At 27.6% G+C, this 21,401-nt stretch carries 23 protein-coding genes and 1 pseudogene; 16 read left to right on the forward strand and 8 right to left on the reverse strand.

Annotation, left to right across the window (positions count from 1 at the left end; all coding sequences use genetic code 11):
- The first annotated feature begins 147 nt into the window (after window positions 1-147).
- Window positions 148-333, forward strand: coding sequence for a hypothetical protein (locus tag AVBRAN12640_RS08645; protein ID WP_336609012.1), 186 nt, complete (start codon window positions 148-150; stop codon window positions 331-333).
- Window positions 334-460: 127 nt separating this feature from the next.
- The gene (locus tag AVBRAN12640_RS08650) at window positions 461-628 is read left to right on the forward strand and encodes a hypothetical protein (protein WP_336609011.1); all 168 of its coding nucleotides are present in this window, start codon (window positions 461-463) and stop codon (window positions 626-628) included.
- A 311-nt stretch (window positions 629-939) separates the two neighbouring features.
- On the opposite strand, the gene AVBRAN12640_RS08655 is transcribed toward AVBRAN12640_RS08650, so the two are convergent.
- Entirely contained in the window at window positions 940-1,314 is a 375-nt protein-coding gene (locus AVBRAN12640_RS08655) for a hypothetical protein (protein ID WP_336609010.1), read from the reverse strand.
- A 621-nt stretch (window positions 1,315-1,935) separates the two neighbouring features.
- Between AVBRAN12640_RS08655 and AVBRAN12640_RS08660 the strand changes: the two genes are divergently transcribed.
- Window positions 1,936-3,294, forward strand: a complete 1,359-nt coding sequence (locus AVBRAN12640_RS08660; protein ID WP_239803346.1) for an alanine/glycine:cation symporter family protein — start codon at window positions 1,936-1,938, stop codon at window positions 3,292-3,294.
- A gap of 44 nt (window positions 3,295-3,338) precedes the next feature.
- Here the strand turns inward: AVBRAN12640_RS08660 and AVBRAN12640_RS08665 are convergent, their stop codons facing one another.
- On the reverse strand, window positions 3,339-4,352 hold the full coding sequence (locus AVBRAN12640_RS08665; RefSeq protein WP_214118779.1) for a JlpA-like lipoprotein: 1,014 nt from the start codon (window positions 4,350-4,352) through the stop codon (window positions 3,339-3,341).
- 166 nt (window positions 4,353-4,518) lie between these two features.
- On the opposite strand from AVBRAN12640_RS08665, the gene AVBRAN12640_RS08670 reads away from it, so the two are divergent.
- Window positions 4,519-4,971, forward strand: a complete 453-nt coding sequence (locus AVBRAN12640_RS08670; protein WP_214118777.1) for a Dps family protein — start codon at window positions 4,519-4,521, stop codon at window positions 4,969-4,971.
- Window positions 4,972-4,996: 25 nt separating this feature from the next.
- Here the strand turns inward: AVBRAN12640_RS08670 and AVBRAN12640_RS08675 are convergent, their stop codons facing one another.
- Window positions 4,997-5,368, reverse strand: coding sequence for a DUF4878 domain-containing protein (locus AVBRAN12640_RS08675; protein WP_214118775.1), 372 nt, complete (start codon window positions 5,366-5,368; stop codon window positions 4,997-4,999).
- 9 nt (window positions 5,369-5,377) lie between these two features.
- On the reverse strand, window positions 5,378-5,977 hold the full coding sequence (locus tag AVBRAN12640_RS08680; RefSeq protein WP_239803348.1) for a YigZ family protein: 600 nt from the start codon (window positions 5,975-5,977) through the stop codon (window positions 5,378-5,380).
- A gap of 35 nt (window positions 5,978-6,012) precedes the next feature.
- Here AVBRAN12640_RS08680 and AVBRAN12640_RS08685 point away from each other — a divergent pair, with 35 nt between their 5' ends.
- A complete protein-coding gene (locus AVBRAN12640_RS08685; RefSeq protein ID WP_214118771.1) occupies window positions 6,013-6,492 on the forward strand; it encodes a hypothetical protein in 480 nt (159 codons plus the stop codon).
- 30 nt (window positions 6,493-6,522) lie between these two features.
- On the opposite strand, the gene AVBRAN12640_RS08690 is transcribed toward AVBRAN12640_RS08685, so the two are convergent.
- Window positions 6,523-7,590 carry a DMT family transporter gene (locus AVBRAN12640_RS08690; RefSeq protein WP_214118769.1) on the reverse strand — a complete coding sequence of 356 codons (1,068 nt, stop codon included), beginning with the start codon at window positions 7,588-7,590 and terminating at the stop codon, window positions 6,523-6,525.
- Window positions 7,591-7,912: 322 nt separating this feature from the next.
- On the opposite strand from AVBRAN12640_RS08690, the gene ureG reads away from it, so the two are divergent.
- Genes ureG through AVBRAN12640_RS08725 form a run of 7 tightly spaced genes read left to right on the forward strand, consistent with a single transcriptional unit; the run spans window position 7,913 to window position 12,785 of the window.
- Window positions 7,913-8,524, forward strand: coding sequence for an urease accessory protein UreG (ureG, locus tag AVBRAN12640_RS08695; protein WP_214118767.1), 612 nt, complete (start codon window positions 7,913-7,915; stop codon window positions 8,522-8,524).
- Window positions 8,521-9,255, forward strand: a complete 735-nt coding sequence (locus tag AVBRAN12640_RS08700) for an urease accessory protein UreD (protein WP_214118764.1) — start codon at window positions 8,521-8,523, stop codon at window positions 9,253-9,255. Before ureG ends, AVBRAN12640_RS08700 begins: the two co-directional genes overlap by 4 nt.
- A gap of 43 nt (window positions 9,256-9,298) precedes the next feature.
- Window positions 9,299-9,601: an urease subunit gamma gene (locus tag AVBRAN12640_RS08705; RefSeq protein WP_214118762.1), complete on the forward strand. Its 303-nt coding sequence runs from the start codon at window positions 9,299-9,301 to the stop codon at window positions 9,599-9,601.
- A 9-nt stretch (window positions 9,602-9,610) separates the two neighbouring features.
- Window positions 9,611-9,922 (forward strand): urease subunit beta, encoded by a 312-nt coding sequence (ureB, locus tag AVBRAN12640_RS08710; RefSeq protein ID WP_214118760.1) that lies wholly within the window; start codon window positions 9,611-9,613, stop codon window positions 9,920-9,922.
- Between the two features lie 9 nt (window positions 9,923-9,931).
- A complete protein-coding gene (gene ureC / locus AVBRAN12640_RS08715; RefSeq protein ID WP_214118758.1) occupies window positions 9,932-11,638 on the forward strand; it encodes an urease subunit alpha in 1,707 nt (568 codons plus the stop codon).
- Between the two features lie 8 nt (window positions 11,639-11,646).
- A complete protein-coding gene (locus AVBRAN12640_RS08720) occupies window positions 11,647-12,087 on the forward strand; it encodes an urease accessory protein UreE (RefSeq protein WP_214118756.1) in 441 nt (146 codons plus the stop codon).
- Window positions 12,087-12,785: an urease accessory protein UreF gene (locus AVBRAN12640_RS08725; protein WP_214118754.1), complete on the forward strand. Its 699-nt coding sequence runs from the start codon at window positions 12,087-12,089 to the stop codon at window positions 12,783-12,785. Before AVBRAN12640_RS08720 ends, AVBRAN12640_RS08725 begins: the two co-directional genes overlap by 1 nt.
- A gap of 64 nt (window positions 12,786-12,849) precedes the next feature.
- Here AVBRAN12640_RS08725 and AVBRAN12640_RS08730 read toward each other — a convergent pair whose 3' ends face one another.
- On the reverse strand, window positions 12,850-14,118 hold the full coding sequence (locus AVBRAN12640_RS08730) for an MFS transporter (protein WP_336609009.1): 1,269 nt from the start codon (window positions 14,116-14,118) through the stop codon (window positions 12,850-12,852).
- A gap of 168 nt (window positions 14,119-14,286) precedes the next feature.
- On the opposite strand from AVBRAN12640_RS08730, the gene AVBRAN12640_RS08735 reads away from it, so the two are divergent.
- Window positions 14,287-17,325, forward strand: coding sequence for a hypothetical protein (locus AVBRAN12640_RS08735; RefSeq protein ID WP_336609008.1), 3,039 nt, complete (start codon window positions 14,287-14,289; stop codon window positions 17,323-17,325).
- 24 nt (window positions 17,326-17,349) lie between these two features.
- Here AVBRAN12640_RS08735 and AVBRAN12640_RS08740 read toward each other — a convergent pair whose 3' ends face one another.
- The gene (locus AVBRAN12640_RS08740; RefSeq protein ID WP_336609007.1) at window positions 17,350-18,108 is read right to left on the reverse strand and encodes a class I SAM-dependent methyltransferase; all 759 of its coding nucleotides are present in this window, start codon (window positions 18,106-18,108) and stop codon (window positions 17,350-17,352) included.
- A 9-nt stretch (window positions 18,109-18,117) separates the two neighbouring features.
- Window positions 18,118-18,888: a MetQ/NlpA family ABC transporter substrate-binding protein gene (locus AVBRAN12640_RS08745; protein WP_214119677.1), complete on the reverse strand. Its 771-nt coding sequence runs from the start codon at window positions 18,886-18,888 to the stop codon at window positions 18,118-18,120.
- Between the two features lie 298 nt (window positions 18,889-19,186).
- Here AVBRAN12640_RS08745 and AVBRAN12640_RS08750 point away from each other — a divergent pair, with 298 nt between their 5' ends.
- The 3 genes and pseudogenes from AVBRAN12640_RS08750 to AVBRAN12640_RS08760 all read left to right on the forward strand — a co-directional run.
- Window positions 19,187-20,302, forward strand: a complete 1,116-nt coding sequence (locus AVBRAN12640_RS08750; protein WP_239803353.1) for a Cj0814 family flagellar-dependent secreted protein — start codon at window positions 19,187-19,189, stop codon at window positions 20,300-20,302.
- 61 nt (window positions 20,303-20,363) lie between these two features.
- On the forward strand, window positions 20,364-21,152 hold the full coding sequence (locus AVBRAN12640_RS08755; protein WP_336609006.1) for a hypothetical protein: 789 nt from the start codon (window positions 20,364-20,366) through the stop codon (window positions 21,150-21,152).
- A 15-nt stretch (window positions 21,153-21,167) separates the two neighbouring features.
- A pseudogene (locus tag AVBRAN12640_RS08760) lies at window positions 21,168-21,401 on the forward strand (hypothetical protein); the annotation flags it as partial.

The raw sequence follows: 21,401 nt of genomic DNA on the forward strand, positions 1-21,401 counted from the left end.
TAAAGATAATGAACCTATAAATTTTTATAAAATATATTATTTTATAAATATTTTTATTTTAAAAAATAATACAAGCTAGTTTAAAGGTGAAATTGTATTTTTAGTGTATTATTAATTTATAATTTACGAAAATAAGAAGTAAAGTTTATGAAAAAATTATTTTTTATATTTTTATATTTTACGATATTAAATGCTTATATAAAAAGCTTAAAAGATAGCTGTTATGATGGAGATTTTGAAGCTTGCGGGACTTTAACTTTAATGTATGCTAAAGGTGATGGTGTGAGTATGGATAAAAAAACAGCAGCATTTTTTTTATGCACAAGCTTATAATATTTTATCCGAAGAGCCTAAAAGTGAGTCTAATTTTCATAAACAAAACGCAGCTAATTTATCAATAATAATTTCTGATATTTCTGCTTTTTTTGTAGCACAAGGTAGATTTGCTAAGATTAGCGATATGACTTATGCACCTATAAATCCTAATGGAGAGTTTTTAATAAATGGCATTGCTTGTATAAAAGTAAGTGCTAAAAATAGTATTTTGCGTATTAAAAATATAAATGCAAATGATAAAAATTGTAAAGAATTTTTCGCAAGTGATGAAGCAAAAAAAGCTGCTAGATAAAGATTTAAACAAAGTTAGTGAGATTGAATATGACTTTAGTGATAATAAAATCTTACTTTAAGAATTATTATAAAAATTATGATTTAGATTTCCACTCTTTAAAAATCAAATTCCTGATTGAAATTCTAGAGTATTAAAAGTATTTAAAAGCTAAGTTTAGCTTAATTTTATTGTTAAAATAAATTAGACACTAAAATTTTTTAAATTCCATAATATGTTTTTAAGAGTTTAAGTTATTGTATTTTATCAATGAAGCTTGTAATTTGTCCTTAAAATAAATTCCAATAAATCTTAAATTGTAATAACTAAAATTAGCGTTCCATATACCAAGTATTGTTTATCTTTGTAAGTTCCGCCATTTTAGAAAAACTTTCACCATTATTAAATGTTACTTTATATCTAACTCCAGCTGAGCTTCCTAACTCATAGTCTAAGTTTGTTTTTATTGATTTAACACTACCCATTTCTTTAATGCCCTTTGCTTTATAAGACATTTTTTCTAATAAAATATTTTTTTCATCTTCTGATTTAAAATTAAAGCACTTAACAGCTTGTTTATCTTCTTCAATCACTAACTTCAAACATTTTTTAACTACAACATCTGGAGTATCATCAGCTTTAGGAGTATCACTCCCACAAGCAACTAACATAGATGCAAATATTGCAAAACTTAATAATTTTTTCATTTAATCTCCTTTTGATTTGGTTTAAAGCCTAATGTTTTGCATTATGCTTTTTGTAAAATCAGTATAATACCCCCCCCCATTCTTAATCTTTACTTAATTTGTATTTGAATTTATTTTTTATAATTTGAAAGGTTGTAGTAGAATTAGGTTTGCAATTTAAAATCTAATTTGCATATATTCTAAGTATTTTAGAGTTTTTAATAATGCTCTAGCTTAGCTACTCATTTTTATTGCTTATTAATTAAAAAATTATTTAATTTAAAATATTTTATTTATACTACAAATAAGTTGTGTTGATAAAATTGATTTTATAGCCTATATAAAAGCTATATTTTACTATTTATATTTTTAAGGAATTTGAATTAATTTTTATTTTGCCAAGATATTGGCGTATTTAAAGAATTTTTTAAATAATGTTTTTACAATTTAATTTTTAAATTAATGAAAACACAATTTAATTATTTTATTTATTTTAATAACGCTATTTTATTAATATTTTATAATTAGTAGTATTTATTGCTTAAATTTATTAAATTAGATTGCAAAAGAATATTAATTTAAGCAAAATTTTTACTTTTTTTGTTAGACTTAAAACTTTTTAATTTATAACAAGGTTTTCATATGGATTTTCATCAATTTATTGAGCAAATTAATGGAGTTTTAGTTGCTTATGTTCTTGTATTTGCCTTAGTTGGAATAGGTCTTATTTTCACTATTTATCTAGGTCTTCCGCAATTTCGCTATTTTAAAGAAGGCTTGAGTGCAAGTTTTGGAGATTTATTCAAAAAAGGTAAGAAAAAAAATTCCGGAATAACAGCCCTACAAGCTATGATGATTTCAATTTCAGCACAAGTTGGAACAGGTAATATCATAGGCGTTGCAACTGCTATTAATTTAGGTGGAGCAGGAGCTATATTTTGGATGTGGGCTAGTGCATTTTTGGGTATGGCTACAATTTTAGCTGAAGGTGTTTTAGCACAACGCTACAAAGTATGGCAGCACGGACATTATATCGGAGGTCCTGCGTTTTATATAAAACTTGGTCTTAAGAAAAAATTAGGTGCTAATACTTGCAATTTGCTCGCTGGATTTTTTGCTATTGCAATTATTGTTGCACTTGGTTGTGCGGGTCAAATGACACAAAGCAATTCTATTTCAGGTGCAATTCATCAAGCTTTTGGAGTGGATTTGAAAATCACAGGAGCAATTACTGCAATTATCGCAGGATTTGTGGTGATTGGTGGGGTTAAAAGGATTGCTAGATTTGCTGAACTTGTAGTGCCTTTTATGGCTATATTTTATGTTTTGGTTGCAGTTTATATTTTAATAGCATTTCACGAAAATATAGGCAATGTATTTTCTATGATTTTTAAACAAGCTTTCGGACTTGAAGCAGTAGCTGGTGGAGCTGTTGGAATTGGTATTAAAGAAGCTATTAGATATGGGGTTGCAAGGGGACTTTTTGCAAACGAAGCAGGTATGGGAAGTACACCACACGCACACGCAAGTGCAACTACTAAAAACTCTGTTTCTCAAGGTTTTGTGGCAATGCTTGCAGTATTTATTGATACAGCATTTATTTGCACAGCAACTGCTCTTATAATCTTACTTAGCGGAGCTGATTTAAGTCTTAGCGGTATTGAACTAACTACTTCGGCATTTAGCATTGCTTTTGGTAGTATTGGTGTGAAATTACTTGCAATTTGTCTTGTGTTTTTTGCATTTACAACCATTATTGGCTGGTATTATTTCGCTCAAATTAATGTGCAATATTTATTCTCAAATAAAGCTTTACCTATATTTAAAATAGTGTTTGTTTTATGTATTTTTATAGGTGCTATGCTAAAGCTTGATTTGGTTTGGAGTATTTCTGATTTATGTAATACTTTAATGGTATTACCTAATGTTTTAGCGTTATTTTTATTAGCTCCAGTAGTTAAAAAAGAATTATTAAAATTTAACGAAAGTAAGAAAAAATAAGTTTTATTCCTATTTCAAATTCTAGAATTTGAAATAGGATTTTTTTATTTTATTTGAGTAAAATTCATACCATTTATTTTTATTTCTACATTATCGTTAAAGTCTTTAGGTAATTGATTTTCACTTTCTTCTATAGCTTTTAACATATTATATTTGTTTTTAACTTTTAAACTTTGCTCAAATTTGTGTGGTGTATTAGCAAAAAAACTATCAACAATTGGTCTAAATTGTTCAGGGACTTTATCAATATTTTGCATTACATATTCTTTGATAGCTTTTAAGTTATTGTTAATATTTATTTTGCTTTCAATTGAATTAATTAATAAAGATTCTGCAAATTCTTTATTATCCATATCGTATTTATCAAGTGTATCTACATTATCAATCTTATAATTATCAATATTATAAGTAATATTTAATTTATCACATATTTCAAAGAATTTATCTAATACATCTAAATCTATTGCAAAAGCTAATTCATTTTTATTATGCTTGCCGATTAATTTAAATTCAACCTTAACATTTCCATTATTTGCCACATCTTTTGTTTTAGTAATTGTGTTGATAGAATATTCATCTTTTGCTAGTTCTGGAAGTATTCCTAATTTATTATCAGAAATAGCCAACATACTAGCAAATCCTACAGCTATTTCACCTAGTTTAATTGATTTTATTTCGCTTTTATAAAAACTTTCTTTAGGAGTATTAGTTGCTAATTCTTTTATGCTAACACTTCCTTTTTTATCTCCAGTATAAAATCCATTTGTTTCAATTTTTATTTCTTCAACACTTAAAACTTTTTGATTATTTATAATAACATCAATACCTTTGCTCTTACATTCTGCATAATCACCTTTATTTTCACATTTGTAATCACTAATATTTACATTAGATGGAATTTCAAACATAGCAGTTAGAACTTTTAATTTTTCAATTTCGTTTTTAATAGAATTATTTAATGAAGTTTCAAAATTTTTAACTTGCTCATCACTGATTTTGTTTCCACAACCTATAAACATAATAGCTACTGCACTAAGTGCTAATAATGATTTTTTCATATTTCTCCTTTTTTTATAAATTTGTTAAGAATATCAATTTATAGTTAAATAATACTAGTGAAAATGAAAAATATTTTTAATTTAAATAATAAAAATTATTAAGTAATAAAAATTAATTAATCTATTTTTGTTATAATGCAATACAAATTCAATTAAAGGAGACAGAATGTCATTAGAAAAACAATTATTACAATTACAAGCTGATGCACATGCATTATTTTTAAAGTTTCATAACTACCATTGGAATGTAAAAGGATTACAATTCTTTGCACTTCATTCATATACTGAAGAAGCATATGAAAAAATGGCTGAAATGTTTGATGATTGTGCTGAAAGATTATTACAATTAGGACATAAAGCTATAGTTTGCCCAAAAGAATTAATGGAAACTTCAAAAGCTCCAAGAACTGATAAAACTTGCTTTGAAGCTACTGAATTAGTTGGACTTATATTAGCTGATTATGAATACTTATTAGCTGAGTTTAAAAAGTTAAATAAATTTGCTGAAGAAGCAGGAGATACAACTACTGCAGCTTATGCTCAAGAGCAAATTGCTAGTTATGAAAAATCAATTTGGATGCTAAAAAATACAGGTGCAACAAGTTGTTGTGTAAAATAATTTAAAGGCTTGATTATCAAGCCTTTTATTTTATAATATCTGCTGACATTTTCCATAAATTATCAATTTTTACCATTTTTCTCTTTTCATTTTTAACAAAACCATTATTAAATTTAGTAATAATTTGCACTTCAGCACTATTATTAGAACTATTTAATATATCTACTTTAATTTCTGCAATTCCACCATAATTATTAAATAATTTAGGTAATACATTTTCAAAATTAATACTTAATTGTCTTTGAAATTCATTTTCATAATAAAAACATTTATCAAAAACAGCTTCACTTGGTTGATTTGAAAGTTCGTTTAAGCAATTTTTGACACTTTTTTGTATATCTTCGTTTTTACAAGCACTTAAAAATAATAGGCTAACAATCATCATATATTTTTTCATTTTATATCCTTATAATTTATTTAAAATTAATCTTAAATCTATCAATTCTTTTTCTAATTCTTCTAATTCATCTGTGCTAAGTTCTAAATAAAATACAACATTTGCTCCAAAATCTTTAGAATAAACGATATTTAGTTTATCTAAAATATAACTTAATTTATTTATTTGGCTATATTCAAGTTCTATATAATATGATTCTTTTTTTATATAGTTAGAAAGTAGATTTAGCTCATTAGCTTTTGAAATTCCTAAATTAACTGCGTTTGAATATGCTCTTACAAGCCCGCCAACTCCTAATAATGTTCCACCAAAATATCTTACTATATAACAAGCTGCATTTACAATATTAGCTCCTCTTAATACATTAAGAGCAGGTGCTCCACTACTTCCTTTAGGCTCTCCATCATCACTTTGATTTTCTACAATTTGTCCAAATTCATTTAATACTCTACTAGCATAGACTACATGAACGCATTTAAAATGCTCGGCTCTTAATTCTTCTTGTCTAGTGCGAACATTTTCGTTAATATTAAGTGGTTCAAAATAGCATAAGAATTTAGAACCCTTTACTTCAAAACTATCAAAACAAGGTGATTTTAAAACTTTCATTTGCTAATATTAGCGTTTTTTATTAAAGGATTAATATGAAAATAATTTTTAGTTTTATATTATTTATATTTTTAGGATGTAGTTCTTTAATAAGTGGTGTGGCTTCTGTCGCAACTTCTGTTGTTGTTTTTGCAATTACAATTCCTATTAAAGTTATTTATAGTGTTGGTAAATCAGCCTTAAATGCAGCTAGTTCTAATTCAAATTCAAATGATACTAAAATTGCTAAAAAAGCATTAGAGCAAAAGAATTTCAAAAAAGCTTATGAATATTATGCAAGAGCTTGTAATGATGATGAGCCTATGGTTTGTGCTTTAGGGAATTATGCTTATACAAAATGTGAATTATTAAATGATGGTTGCAAGATTAATACAATAATAAATAATAACGCTATAAAATATTTTAGTGCAAAATTATTTTTAGATGAGGCAAAAGAGCTTAGCGGGGAAAATAAAAAAGCTTATATAAATATAGCTTGTAGTTACGATAATAGTATAAGTAAAGATTGTAAGTAATCTTCCTAATAATTTAGGAAGATTAAATATTTACTTGCCTCTAATTTTATTCATTAAAGCAGTAATTAAGCCGTTTTGGTAAGCAACAGCAAGAAGTGCAATCACAACACCAACTTTTTGTAATAATGATGAGCTTTCGCCAAACATAAGAGGTCCGATTAAAGCAACAGTAGCTATTGGACTTAAGATTAATAACCCAGCACCTAAAGTAGGGTTTAGTTTAACTGAACCATGTTGAGCAAATGTCCAAGCAGCAGCTTGACCTGCAGTTCCTAAAACTATCATCCATAACCAGTTCATTCCAGTGATAGGATCACCTAAAGCCACATTACCAAATGGACTTGTAACGCTTTCTATAGCAGCTTGTGGTAAGTGCATTGCTTTAATACCAGCAGCAGTATCAACCATAACACCTTGGTCAAATATGAAACCATTTCCTGTGATTAAGAACGCCCATACAACAGGAGCTACAAGTTGAGCAGCACTTGAGATTAAGATAGGTTGAACAACTTGTCCGTTTCCAATTCTTCCTGCTCTTCTGCTAGCGAATAAGTAAATTCCATAGCAAAATCCTGAAGTAAGACCGCAAATTGTTCCAACTGCCATAATACCAGTACCAAATACTTCTTGAGGGCCATTTGGATCAACTATACCATTTTCTAAAGCACCACCAGCTAAGATAACACCAGCAAGCATTATAGGTGCTATGAAATAATAGCTAAATGGAATTCTTTCTCTATCTGTAATAAATGCTAAAGCTGGCAACATAATTACTTGAATATTTAAAAGAATTGAAGCAATTCCTGAACCTACAAAGAATATTGAATAATTCCACGCAGTAAAGTCAATCCCTAATACAAGTCCAGCTAAAATAGATAGCCATACGCCTTTTTTGGTAAGCTTACCGATTTTTTTAGCTTCCATAATTGCAAAAGGAATAAGGCAGATAGTTCCTATCAAGCAACGCATAAAAGCACCTGTAGCTGGGTCAAAGTTAGATAATTTTTGCCAAGGTGCAGTAAAAGAAAGAAATAAAATACCGATTAAGAATATGACATAGGTCATACCTGTGGCATTTCCTCTTAAATCATTATTCATGATTTACTCCTTAAAATTATTTTTAAATGATTTTTATCTTTTTGTAAAACAAAAATACATTTTCCTATTGTAGATTGATTAAAATTAAAATAATCTTAATCTTTATAAATAATTTATTGTTTTTTTTTTTTTTATTTAAATTTATGCAAAATTTATACAAAATATGAAAATTATTTATAAAAATTAAATAATATATAATTATTATAAATAAATAATTAATAATAAAATTATATAAACTTTTTAAATTTTAAATAATTCAGCAATTTTTAAGCTTGATAAAACTAAACTAAAAGCCACAATTAATTTTTTTTAAAGGATTGTTATGAAAAAACCTGTCATTATAGGTGTAGGTGGTCCTGTTGGAGCTGGTAAAACTCTTTTAATAGAAAGGTTAGTAAGAGTTATGAGTAAAGATTATGAAATAGGCGTTGTAACAAATGATATTTATACAAAAGAAGATGCCTTATTTTTAGCGAAAAACAGCGTTTTACCACCAGAAAGAATTATAGGTGTAGAAACTGGTGGGTGTCCGCACACTGCGATTAGAGAAGATGCTTCAATGAATGAAGCTGCATTAAATGAATTACAAAAGAAATTTAATTTAGATTTACTTTTTTTAGAAAGTGGTGGGGATAATTTAGCTGCTACTTTTAGTCCTGATTTAGTTAATTTTAGTATTTATGTAATTGATGTGGCACAAGGTGAAAAAATCCCACGCAAAGCAGGTGCTGGAATGATTAAATCTGATTTATTTATAATTAATAAAACCGATTTAGCTCCTTATGTTGGTGCAAATCTTGATATTATGAAAAGCGATACTTTACATTTTAGGAAAAATAAAGACTTTTTCTTTACAAATCTTAAAAAAGATGAAGGTTTGTCTGATGTTATTAATTGGATTGAGAAAAATTGTCTTCTTAAAGGCTTAGAGTGAGCTTATTAAAAATAACACTTGAAAATAACCATTTAAAAGAGCATTACCAACAAGGTATGCAAAGGTTAATTCAAGTTCCAACTAGATTTGGAGAAGATAGCGAAAATGAAGATTTTTTTGCTTATCTTAGCACTTTAGGTGGTGGTTTTGTAAATCAAGATAATTACGCTCAAAGCTTTAAATTATTTAATTCTAAGGCTACTTTAAGTTCTCAATCAAATCAAAAAATATATAAAGGCACTTCTAGTTTAAAAACAAATATAGAACTTGATAATAATTCTATTTTAGTTTTTCATAATGATGCTAATATTTTTTATCAGAATTCAAATTTTTCAAGCAAAACTACTATTTTTATGAATGATAATTCAAGATTATTTTATTTAGATGGTGGATTTTTAGGTTATGCAAATTCGCAATTTAAAGCAAAATTATCTTTAAGAATATTTATCAATAATAAATTAAGTATTAATGATATATTTTATTATAACTCTAATAGTAGTTTAAATTCTCTTTATAATCATAACTATTTTTATACATTGATTATAAAAGGCGATGTGGAATTTAAAACAATTCATAATGAGAATTTAAAAGCTCATTCAAGTATTATTAATAATACTAATATTATTAGAATTTCATCAGATGATAATGATTTAGCTATGAAATATATTAATGATATTAAAAGCAATTTTTTGCATAAAGGAGGTATGAAGTTAATCTTAGCAAGACAATAAAAATATAATAATTTTATAAAACTAATTTTGTAAAGGAGAAATTATGACATTAACAAAAAAAGAGCAAGAAAAACTCTTATTAAGCTATGCAGCAGTAGTTGCTAGAAAGCGTTTAGACAATGGTCTTAAGTTAAATTGCCCTGAAGCAATTGCTATTATAAGTGATTATGTAATGGAAGGTGCAAGAGCAGGTAAGAGCGTAAGCGATCTTATGAACGAAGGTAAAAATGTTTTACGCAAAGACCAAGTTATGGAAGGTGTTGCTGATATAGTAAATGAAGTTCAAATTGAAGCTACTTTCAAAGATGGAACTAAATTAGTAACTATCCATAATCCAATTAACTAAGGAGGAATTATGAAATTAGGTGAAATAATTTATGCACAAGGTGATATAGTTTGCAACGAAGGTCGTGAAAGTATAGAAATTGAAGTTGTAAATACAGGAGATAGACCAGTTCAAGTAGGTTCTCATTATCATTTTTATGAAACAAATAAACTTTTAGAATTTGATAGAGAAAAAGCTCGTGGAAAGCGTTTAGATATTATTAGTGGAACTGCAGTTCGTTTTGAACCAGGTATGAAAAAAAGTGTTAAGTTAATTGATTTAGCAGGTAGTCGTGAAGTTTGGGGACAAAATTGCAAAATCAATGGTAAATTAGATAAATAAGGAGCAATAATGTTTAAAATAACTAGAGCAGAATACGCATCTCATTTTGGACCAACTACTGGTGATAGTATAAGATTAGCTGATACAAATCTTTTTGCTAGAGTTGAAAAAGACTATACAAAATATGGCGAAGAGTGCAAATTCGGTGGTGGAAAAACTCTTCGTGATGGTATGGGTCAAAACTCAAGATTTTTAGATAAAGATGTAGTTGATTTAGTAATTACAAATGCACTTATAATTGATTATACAGGTATTTATAAAGCAGATATAGGTATTAAAAATGGAAAAATACACGCAATTGGTAAAGGTGGAAACCCTGATATTACTGATGATATTGACTTTGTAACTGGAGTTGGCACTGAAGCACTTGCAGGAGAAGGTCTTATAGTTACAGCAGGCGGGATTGATACTCATATACATTTTATAAATCCTGAACAAGTTGATGAAGCTTTAAGCAATGGTATTACTACTTTATTTGGTGGTGGAACAGGTCCAAACGATGGTTCTAAGGCTACAACTTGCACCCCTGGTATATTTAATATAAAAAGAATGCTTCAAGGCACTGATGATTTACCTATTAATATAGGTCTTTATGCTAAAGGTCATGGTTCTAATGTAGAAGTGAATTTAGAGCAACTTCGTGCAGGTGCAGCAGGACTTAAAATTCACGAAGACTGGGGAACTACAAAAAGTGCTATTGATAACGCATTAAAAGCTGCAGAGATTGCTGATGTATCAGTAGGTATTCACACAGATACATTAAATGAATATGGTTGTGTAGAAGATACAAAAGCAGCAATTAATGGTAGAACCATTCATACATTCCACACTGAAGGTGCTGGTGGCGGTCATGCTCCTGATATTATTAAATTAGCAGGCGAGCCAAATATTTTACCAGCTTCAACAAACCCAACAATGCCATTTACGGTTAATACTATTGAAGAGCATTTAGATATGTTAATGGTTTGCCATCACTTAAGCAAAAATGTTAAAGAAGATGTTGCTTTTGCTGATAGTAGAATTAGAAAAGAAACAATTGGTGCTGAAGATGTATTACACGATATGGGTGTAATCTCAATTATGAGTAGTGATTCTCAAGCTATGGGAAGAATTGGTGAAGTTGTAAGTAGAACTTGGCAAACAGCTCATAAGATGAAAATCCAGCGTGGAGCATTAGGTAATGATAGTGAATATTCTGATAATGAGCGTATTAAAAGATATATTGCAAAATACACAATAAATCCAGCAATAGCAGCAGGAATTTCTACTTATGTAGGTAGTGTTGAAGTTGGTAAAATTGCTGATTTAGTATTATGGGATCCAAAATCATTTGGAACTAAACCTAAATTAATAATTAAAGGTGGATTTTGCTTACATTCAGTAATGGGAGATAGCAACGCATCAATTCCAACTCCACAACCAGTAATGCATAGAAAAATGTTTGGTGCTTTAGGTGTTGCATTACACGAAACTTGCTATAGTTTTATGTGCAAAATGGCAGTAGATGCAAATGTTGCTAAAGAATACGGAATTAAAAAACAAGTATTACCAATACAAGGTGCAGCAAGTGCTAAAAAATCTGATATGAAATTAAACAATGCAACTCCAAAAATTGAAGTTGACCCACAAACTTATGTAGTAACGGTTGATGGAGAAGTTGCATATAGCGAACCAGCTACAGAATTACCACTAACTCAAAGATATTATTTATTTTAGGAGAAAAAATGATAGTAAAAACCATACTAGGCAATATAAAAGATTATGATACTAAAGGCAAAATGATAGATAATGTAAAAGTTTCGCCTGATGATAGATTAAAACACATACTTCGCTTAACAAGTGATAGTGGAGTAGAAATTGGCATAAGCCTAGATAATGGTCATTTTCATAATGGCGATGTTTTAGGCGAAGATGATAAGAGAGTTTTTGTAATAGAATGTTTGCCACAGAGTGTAATTTTGATTAAGCCAAAAGATATGATGCAAATGGGTTTTGTAGCTCATTCAATAGGCAATAGACATATGCCTGCTGTTTTTGAAGATGGTTTTATGATAGTTGAAGATGATTATTTAATAATTGAGTGGCTAGAAGAAAATCAAGTAAGCTATGAAAAAACGCAAAAAGTTTTGCGTCATGCTTTAAAACACGCGAGTCATCATCACTAATGTTAGGGCAGTTTTTATTTGATAGTGCCTTTGCAAATGGTGCTTATTCGCATAGTTTTGGTTTAGAAAGCTATATTTCTTGGGGCGTTGTAAAAGACGCTTCAAGCTTTCAAAAATGGTTAGAAAGTTATATGCTAGATGTATTTGCTACTAGCGATGGTGCTATTTATGCTATTGCTTGTGGTTTAAAGGGTAAAAAATTAAGTTTATTAAAATTAGCAAAAGTAGCTAATTCATCAATGGCTAGTGCTGAATGCAAGGCTGCAGGTATTAGTATGGCAAGAGCTACTTTAAAAAATACAGAATTTATGCACGATGAATATGCAAGTTGGTATTATAAGGCTTGTGAGAATGATGAATTTTGCAATCCTGCTATTGCTTTTAGTGTTTTGGGGCAAAATATGGCTGTTGAATACGCATATTCAAGTATAAAAACACTAACTCAAAACGCAACTCGTGCTATACCATTATCTTATAAAAAATCAAGCGAGTTATTACATATTAATTTAGATTTAGCTAAACGCTCTGCTGATAAATCAATGCAAATTGCTAAAAGTTTTATAGAAAAAGGATTTTTTAGTTTGCAATTATTAGATGAAAATGATTTAAATAAATATCATTTGTTTTCTACTCATCACGAATTAGATTTAGGAATGTTAGCTCACGAAAAACTTGATTTTAGATTGTTTATGAGTTAAATCATTAGAATTTGAAAATATAAAAAAAGGTAATAAATTAATAATTTATACCTTTTTTAATCTATTAAAATAATTTTTGTAATTCTTCTTCGCTTAGTTTCTTAGAATTATATTTGATTAAATAAATATCATCTTTTTTATTAATATCTATAACAAATTCGCTTTCTTTTAAAGGAGCTTTATTAGATTTATAAGTCTTAAAATCATTAGGATTATCCATAGTTTTTAGGATAAAAAACCAAATAGCACAAACAAAAGCAATCAGCATTAAAAACTCATTTTCCAAATCAGCGTGCATAAAAATCCCACATAAAAACGCTCCTAAAAACGAGCCAAAATATCCGCAAGAATTTGAAAATCCTAATACCAAACCTTTTTGTCTAGCTTTGCAAATTTTAGAAATTGAGCTTTGCATAATAGGCTCGTGCAGACAAAATGCAATAAAATATAAAATAACAGCTAAGAAAAATAAATAATAACTAGAGCTTAAAAATATCAAATATGATAGGAAAAATAATGCAACTCCGCTTAATAATATAGTCTTACTTTTGCCTTTTGACTCGCCAACAACTCCACCAACTCCCATAGCCAAAAATCCAAAAAACATAGCCACGCTATAAATAATCCATAAATTATCACTATTTTTATGAAATATATTTACATAAGCTAAAGGAATTAGCATAAAGGTGCTTGAGCTTAGCATTTTTTGTAAAAAGCAAGTTAGATAAAGTTTGTTTAAATTAGCACTTATGAATGCTTCTTTAAAAGGGATTTTTTCTTGTTTTATAATTTCTTTTTCTTTAGGTAAAAAGGCTAATAATACAATACACAAAATGCTTAAAATCGCACTTATATAAAATAAAGCCCCAAGCCCTAAAAAACTAGCAATAACAGAACCCAAAATAATAGCTACAACAAAGCTAAGTCCAATAGCTCCACCCATTAACGCCATTGCTTTTGCTCTATCTTTTTCGCTAGTTAAATCAGCAATCATAGCAGTAGCAACCCCGCCAATTGCTCCCATACCTTGTAAAACCCTACCAACAAGCATTGTATAAATATCACTTGCACTTGCACAAATTAAACAACCTATTATAAAGATTATTAATCCCATAAGCATAGTTTTTTTACGACCGATTTTATCACTTAATGCTCCAAAAGGCACACTAAAAATCATTTGAAAAATTGCGTAAATTCCAACAATAAGTCCAGCCAATACATCATTAGCTCCGTTTAACTTATGCGAATACAAGCTAATCACAGGTAAAACAATAAAAAGCCCAAAAAATCTTGAAGCAATAATAAAACTTAAAATCAAGGTATTTTTATTCATAATCTATCCTTTTTGATAAAAGATTATTTTACTCCTAAATTTATTTACCGCCAATTTAACTAGAAGAATTTTCATATTTTAAATTCTAAAAATCTTCAAATTTTTCTTATAATTTACAAAAAATTTATGCTAAACTAAGAAAAATTTTATATATCTTGGGAGCTTTATTTGAAAATTATTGTATTACTTTTATTTAATTTGCTAATTTTTGCAGATGAATTAAAGTTCGGTATTGTATATGCTTATCAAGATAAAAATTATTCTAAACAAATAAATGATTGTTTATTAAATCCATCTTTAGGTAATGTTAATGGTTATAATGGATTTTTAGGAGATTATTTAAAATTATGTTCTAGCTTAGGAATAAAAACAGAAAATAAAAATGATAAAATTGTATATTGTCTAAATAACGATAAAAAGCTCAACGGGGGGGGGTATTTAGATATAATCAATGCTAAAGCAAACCCAAATACATTAGAATTTTATTCATCAAGTGCTGATGATAATTCTTATAAGAGCTTAATTAATTCTAATCAAGATAGTTTTTCATTTATAGTAGAAAATAAAAATAATATTAAAACATATATAGAAGAGCTTTATAAATTGTATTCAGTGGATACTACCGGTAGAATTAAAATAGAATATAAAAAGACTTTAAATGATGCTGTTTATTATCTAATTGACCAAAGTCCTATAAAAACTACAAATAATGAAGATAATAAATTAATTAACGACTTTTATAACTACATAATAGCAAATCCAAGTGTTAATATGACTAGCGATTGGGAAGACAGATTTAAGCAAATAAGAAATATGCAAGCTAAAAATTCTCATATTTTTTATAGTGATATTTTTAAGGAAAAGGCATTTTTAAAGAATTTAAGAGCTGCATATAATGAATACTCATCATATCCTTTACCTAGACAAAACGAAGGTAAGTGCTATATTTTTGATATTTTTGCTTATGATACAAGTAATTTAGGTAAGAATGTAATTAGGTCTAGTAATTTTAAATATTCTCATCAAAATAGTAAGTATTATTCAAGTGATTTGATTACAAATTATAGTATTCATAAAAGCTCTCTTGTTAGAAAGGGTATATATGAATCAACATTCGCAGGAGAAGAAGTTAAATTTAGTATTAATTTAAGAGCTTTAAATGCGATAGCTAAAGGCGAAATTAAATTAAGTTTTTATCCAGACGCTAGTAATTTAGAAATTAAAAATGAAAAAATCTATTTAAAGGATAGAAATAAAGCTTTATTAAAAAGAGAAGCTGACGCTAAATATTATATGAGTGGTAGCAAACAATCAAAATGCCAATTAAATCTAGTAGAAAATACTAAAGAATTGGTTTTTAATTTAGGCAATTGTTTAATTAATCAAAAAAATATTGAAATCACAGAAAGAATTAGGGGTTTTGAAAGACCTATATTTCAAGAAAGTGGTAAAAGTATAATCAAAGGTTCTGTTGGTATTCCTTTAGTAAATGATTATCAAAATATATATACTTTATATACCAATAATAATGAAAAAGTAATTATAAATAATGCTAAAAACTCTAATGCAAAAAAGGCAAAATTAGTAAATACTATGCTAGAAAATGAAGAATATTTCATAGGGCTTAGCAATAAATATTCAAATATTAGTAGAGTTTATATTGACTTTTTGCCTAATTCTAATTTTGAAATTCTTAATGTCTATAATGCAAATTCTAAAATAGATAAAATCACTGAAGGTGCGTGTGCTGGTAAGTATTTATTAAATGATGAATTAATCCTTAGGATAAAGACAAATCAAGCAATCAAACAAACAAGTATTAAATATAATCAGTATTTTGAAAAGACTAATCAAAACAATGAATTAGTATGCGAACAAATGATAAATGATAATTATAACTATACTTTTGCTAGCAATGATTTTGCTATTAGACCTAAAGAATTTAGTTTAGGCATTTCATCGTTAAATCAAGAAGCATTTCAAAATACTTTAAATAGTTTTGTATCAAGAGAATTGAAAAATTATTCAAATCTAGCAATTGGAATAGCTAATTTAGTGATTAGTTATGATAATACTACTAAAAAATTTGCCTTATTAAATAATGAAAATAATAAAATTACAATTTTTGCTAACGACAATCGTGTAAGAAATAAAGAAAAATATGGAGTAGCTTTTATAAATAATGGTAAGTTTGATTTAAATATTAATTTTCCTTTAGCTACTGATGGTTTAATAGAATTAGCAGAAACTAATTTTACAAAACACGACCAAGAATTAGATATTTGTATTCAAGATGAATTTGATTTAGATAGTGCAAATACTTTAAAAAATGGAAAAATTTCTTGTTTTATACCTATTAAAAAAGCCTTAAATATTGAGTTTTTATCACAAACAAAGGCTATTAAAAACGAATATATAACTTGCAAAAAAGATATGCAAAAATGCAAACTTAATCAAGACAATTCAATAGGTATTAAAAATATAGCTTATGATAAACTTATGCTAGGAGATAATGCAGGCTTGGTTTATAATCTTTATTTGTTAAGTTCAAATTCTAATAACAAATTTGTTCCAACAAAGTTTAAAAATGATATAAATTTAATGATAGATGTAGGCAATTTAAATGGTTTAGTAGTCAATGAAGGCAATTTAAAAACCTTACACATTAGCAAAAACGATTTAAATCAAGCATTTAAATTGGCTTTTAATAATTTAGGAGAAAATACAAGATTATCTAATCTAAACGAATACTCGCAAGATGAGGCAAGCTATAAAAATACTACGCAATTTACTTTCAAAAAGGACAAGCCAAGACCTTTACAAAAGGTTACAATCAGTGTCTATGTAGATGGTAAAGATGAGTTTAATATAACTTATAATAATGTTTATGATATAGCTTATACAGGCTTAATGTTTAAAGATATTAATACTACTAATCAAGCTTTAGAATTTAAAAAAGATTATGATTTTGGGTATTATGATGAGGTAGATGGGAAATTAAGTTTTATTAAAGATAATATTATTTTAGATGATTTATTGTCTAAAATTGACTTTATACCAACCTATAATAGCACTCAATTTATTAATAATAGTTTTCATAATATTTCAAATTCTTCATACACAAAAGATACTATAAAATTTGTTCCTAAAGCAGGATTTGAGTATCTTTCAAATACTAAAAATACTTTTACAATAGAGTTTAAATAATCTTAAGCCCCTTTAATATGGGGCTTATTTTTCTACGCAAAATAAAGCCCAGCTTAATTCTTGTTTGATTAAATCTTTATCATTTTCATATAGATTTTTTAGTTTTTCAATTTGAATATCATTTAGTTTTTTGTAAGAAAACTCAACGCTTTTTTGTAAATCTTCATAAGTTTTATAATAATTTTGATTTTTTATAGTGATTTTATTTAAAGTGAAAAAATACCCAAGCTCATTTAAAATATTTGCAGCGTAAATATAATTAGGCGTTGCAATTATGTCTAAATCAAGGGCATTTATGATTTTTTCGTGTATGTAAGAATTGTCAATTTTATATGTAAAATATAGCCTTTTTTTCGTGCAGTTTAAAAGAATTTGCAATGCTTTTGCTAGGTCATTAACATCTAAACACCTACTAGCAAACACCAAATCCCAACTACCATCTAAATCATCATAAGAGCCTTGAATTATCCTTGCATTAGGGCAATTTATCTTAGCAAACTCAAGCATTTTAGGAGAAAAATCACATAAAGTAATATTATTTATTAAAGAGTGCTTAGCTAAAAAAGCACTCCCACAAGCAAAATCAAGCAAACTATCACACCCACTAAAATCAACTTGCTTTAAAAATTCTCTCACATAAGCTTCGTGTTTTGCGTAATCATTAAAACTTTGAGCTTTTTTATCCCACTCACTTGCGTTCTTGCTCTTAAAATCACTCAAATTCTTTTGCTCAATATAAAGATTTTTAAATGATATTTTAGAAAGATTGTTTGCTTTTAGCATAAATTCTCCTTAAAAACTTGGAATTAATATATCTTTAAACTTAGTATTTAAAAACTCTCTCATTTTTTCACTTCTCATAGCCTTAAGCAAAGCTTTAGTTTTAGGGCTATTCAAATCATTGGCTCTAACAGCTAAAACGCTAGCATAATCACTATCGCTACTTTCGTGCAATATAGAATCCTTAATAGGATTTAGTCCTGCTAATAGGGCGTAATTTGTATTAATTATCGCCAAATCACATTCATTAAGTGTTCTTGTAAGTTGTGGAGCTTCTATTTCTTTTATTGTAAGTTTTAATGGATTATCTTTAATATCTAATACTGATTTTGTGCTAGATTTTGCATCTTCATTAAAGCTTATTATATTATTTAAGGCTAGTAAATCTAAAGCTCTAGCACCATTAATAGGGTCGCTTGGTATATAAACTAAGGCATTTTTAGGCAAATCTTTAATATCTTTAATAGTATTTGAATACGCTGCCATTGGACCTAGAAATATTTTTCCTGCACTAACTAGATTTGTCCCTCTTTCTTCGTTAAAGCTTTCTAAAAATTGTCTAATTTGAGTAAAATTCGCATCTAATTCTTTATCATTTAGAGCATAATTTGGGACTATGTAATTATCAAATTCTATGATTTCTAGTTTGTATCCTTGATTTTCAACCAAGTCTTTTACATTTTCTAAAATCATAGCAGTTGGATATGGAGTTACTCCGATTTTGATTAATTTTTCATCAGCATTTAAGCTTAATAAACATAAAAATATTAATAATTTTTTCATTTGTTTTCCTTTAATTTTTAAGGTGCTTACCGCACAACAATTAAAGAAAATGTTTTTACATTTTCTTTCTAGCCCACGCTTGCTTTTTATTCATTTTTGCGTCTAGCTAGAAAGTTTAGCTAGACGCTAACGCATCTGTATCATTTATAATCCTTTTTAATTTTTTAAAGCTAATCTTAATTATAAATATTAAATAAAATAATAAAAATACTTATATTTTTTATAAGTTGTGTAAAAAAGTAACAAAATATTAAGGAATGATTTTTGCTTTTTTAAATAAATATTTAAAGGAGAGCAAATGAGAATAGAAAGTATTTCAATTTTTGATGAAGCCAAACTTCAAAAAGCTCAAAAGGCTGCAGGTGTATCATTTTCATCTATTTTTGCAAGCGAATTTGCAAGGGTAAATCCTAAGCTAGAAACTCAAGCTAAGTATTCGCTAGATAAAGACATAATAGACGCTTCAAATATCTTTATAGATAGGTTTAATAATTCAAGATTTAAGGTATTTGATAATACTCACGATTTAACTAAGCTAAATTCTAATATATCTTGGCAAGGAGATTTAACAAAAGCTAAGATTTACAATGCTACCGAGTTTGGTTATAGCGTTGATAGTAGTGGCTTTTTAGGAGCTGATTTTAACAAAGCTGCAGGCTTGCCAAATGATTTTAAAATCCATTCAAGCACACTAAAAGAAATCTCAAGACAAAATAACCTAATGACTATGCCACAAGTTGGGATTTTTAATAATATTTATGAAAATATTGATTACGCAGACACTATCAAACACCAATTTAGATTATACGAGCAAATTGTAGGAAATGTAGCCGAGTTTAGTAAAGATGATATTGCTAATATGCCAAATTATGTTGATTTGGTTGGACTTAAAATCAATAATGGCTATACATTTGATTATTCACACGCAAATGTTGGCAATAAGTATTATGAGAATAAGGAAAATGCTTTACAAATAGGCTTTAAGTTTGATTATGATTTAAGCGTAAATAATAGCAGAAAGCTTAATTTTGATTTAAGTCCTTATATAAAAGATGGTGAGATTTCTAATACAGGATTATTTGTAAGTTTTCTAGGTGGCACACAAGGGCTTAAGGTAAGCGATAGTGGGGCAACTAAGATTAAAGATGAATATAAAGAAAGAATGATTATAGAAGATGCACTAAGTAAGCTTAATCCAAATGAAGGCATAGATATTTCAAAGCTAGAATTATTAACGGGACTTAGCAAGGAAAAAATCCAAGATTATTTAGATAAGTTTGAAGATGAGAAAAAATTAAAAGAAAAGGTAAGAGAGTTAAGTCAGAGTTTAGCAGTAGATGCTTTATTAAACAATAATTATTCAAATGATTTTAGGGCTAATGCTAAGGATTTTTATAAAAGAGTTCAGATATAAATTAAATATCTATTAATATTTTTTTAAACCTACCGATATAGAAAAATAACGGGGGTTTAAAATGCAAATAACAAATAACAATTATATAAATTATCAAACAAATATTAAAAATCAAATTCCAACCACTCAAACTCCTAAAGATAATCTAAAAGAACAAATCGCAAATATTTTAAAAGACGCCCCACAAGATGAATGGGGCACATATGATCCAAATGCTGTGCTTAGTAAAATAGGAGCTTATGAAAAAGGCAGTAAGATTTATGAAGCCTTAGAAAACGAAATGCTAAAAGGAATAATTACTTACGAAAAAGACCCAAATGAAGAAATATTAAGCACAAAAGATTCTCTTAAAGTAAATAAGTGTGATCCTGCTTGGGTTGTATCACTTAAGCTAGAAGTTCAACCTTTGTTTAAATTTGAAAACAATTCAATATATCAAAGAGCTTTTTATCAAAATAACGATGATTTAAAAGAGCTTTTAGAATTTTTAAAAGAAAATCCCATAGACAAACTATCTTTAAGTGATAAAAAGTTTAAAAAATCATTTGAAGATAATGATAATAGATTAGAAATGTTGTTTGCAAATGAAGAAATCAGCATAGAAGACTTTAAAAAAGAATATTTAAAATTAAAAGATTTTTATGATGAGAATAAGTTAAAAGAAGAAAAAGAAGAACAAATTAAAGAAAAACCTTACGAAGCCATAGAAGTAAAAGGCACAAGCACTCGTGAAAATATGGAAGAAATACTTAGCAAACTTGATATTCAAAATATCAAAGATGAAAGAGATTTATTAGCTATTTTAATGGCGTATAAAGATAGCGAGAATTTATATGATAAAAGAGTTTAAAATAAAGGAATAATTATGAAAATAAATTCTTATTCAACATATCAAATAACTAATATAAGCAAAAAAGAAACAAATAACGAGATTAAAAAAGTAGATAATAAAGCAGATGATAAAAAGGTAGGTGAAGTATTAGGATACGGAGTTGATAAAGATGGCTTTTTTACAAGTGATTTTAACAAAGCAGCAGGAATTGCTGAAGATTTTAAAATACATAGCGATACAATGCTTTCTCTTGTAGAAAAAAATAAT

The organism is Campylobacter sp. RM12640 (assembly GCF_020137595.1).
In the GTDB taxonomy this organism is placed as follows: domain Bacteria; phylum Campylobacterota; class Campylobacteria; order Campylobacterales; family Campylobacteraceae; genus Campylobacter_E.